Annotated in this window: 1 protein-coding gene; it reads left to right on the plus strand. The window is 39.2% G+C overall.

The window, feature by feature from the left end:
* Nucleotides 1-201: 201 nt before the first annotated feature.
* Nucleotides 202-990, plus strand: a complete 789-nt coding sequence (locus BUE18_RS27170; RefSeq protein ID WP_073479241.1) for a hypothetical protein — start codon at nucleotides 202-204, stop codon at nucleotides 988-990.
* The last annotated feature ends 207 nt before the right edge of the window (nucleotides 991-1,197 follow it).

Genomic DNA, 1,197 nt, shown 5'->3' on the forward strand with positions numbered 1-1,197 from the left:
AGACGGTTGGGTTCTACAGATATAGCTGAAATATCGTCCATTATATCAAATCATTAGGATGCATATAGGCCATTAACTCTGAAAGTCCTGTCAAAGCCCAACTCGGAGTCCATGCTGGTCACGGCAACGGCGGTTCAATGGTTCCAAACACGCTTTCATGGAAGCTGCCCGGCAGACCACTATAATTGCTAAGGAGATATAATGAATGTATTAAGAAAAAATGTCGTGGTATACATATTGTTTCTTTTGCCTGTCATTGTATTTACGCTTATATTCATGAAGAGTAATATTTGTGAAAATAAGTTGACATGTTATTCCTTTACTAAAAAAGATGGCAAGGGCTTTCTGATTGATTTATTACAAAGGAATAATATTATTAAAAAAATTCCTGATGCCCATGATAAAATTTTAACGGGGGAGATTCAGTGTTTTAGCGCTTTCAGCCCTCCAGATAAACACATATTATCGGTTTATCTTGAGTACCCGGTCTCCACTGTTGGAGATAGAGGATATTCATTCGTATTTAATGAAGAAGCGGAATGCCTTTTATGGTCTCAGGATTCTTTAATTTCATTCAATGGAAACCTTTTAGATTTTACCGGAGATGGTAAGCCTGAAAAGATTTTTAGATATAAAGAAAAGGGTTCAGAGCCACACCCTCATGATATTTGGGATCGAATTATTGTTTATTCATTGTCATCAGCGGGAGAATCAAAAATCCTATTAGATGTGAAATACTATTATTATACAAAAGATGGTTTTGCTGGTCATGTGTCCATTAGTGCTGGTGTTAACGAAACTGATGAGATGGCATTTCTAAGTTTTCAGTCTTTTGAAGATAGTAATGTTTTTGCGAATTTTAAATGGTCCAGGAAAAAGGAAAAATTCGAGTTATACGGGAGTTTGTTTGGAGGGATGGAAATCTTATACCCTGAGACTCTCGGGGACGTCCGTTACAAAGTAACTAACTGTCGTTCAGGCATAGAGTGAAAGGGTGGAAACGGGCGTTAATTAAGGTTATTGGAAATTTGATCAGTTGGGCAAGCCCCCTGAGAGGGGCCTGAAACATAAAATTTCGGTTTTCGCCCGCACGCAGGGAAGCGGTTTTGTTCGTAAGCGTCCAAAGAAGTACCCGGCAGGGATAAGAATCAATCGTTGGAGAGGTTAAAATCCGGGGTTGGCAGGAGGGCTTGGTAG

Origin of the sequence: Desulfatibacillum alkenivorans DSM 16219 (genome assembly GCF_900142135.1) — a bacterium.
Classification (GTDB): domain Bacteria; phylum Desulfobacterota; class Desulfobacteria; order Desulfobacterales; family Desulfatibacillaceae; genus Desulfatibacillum; species Desulfatibacillum alkenivorans.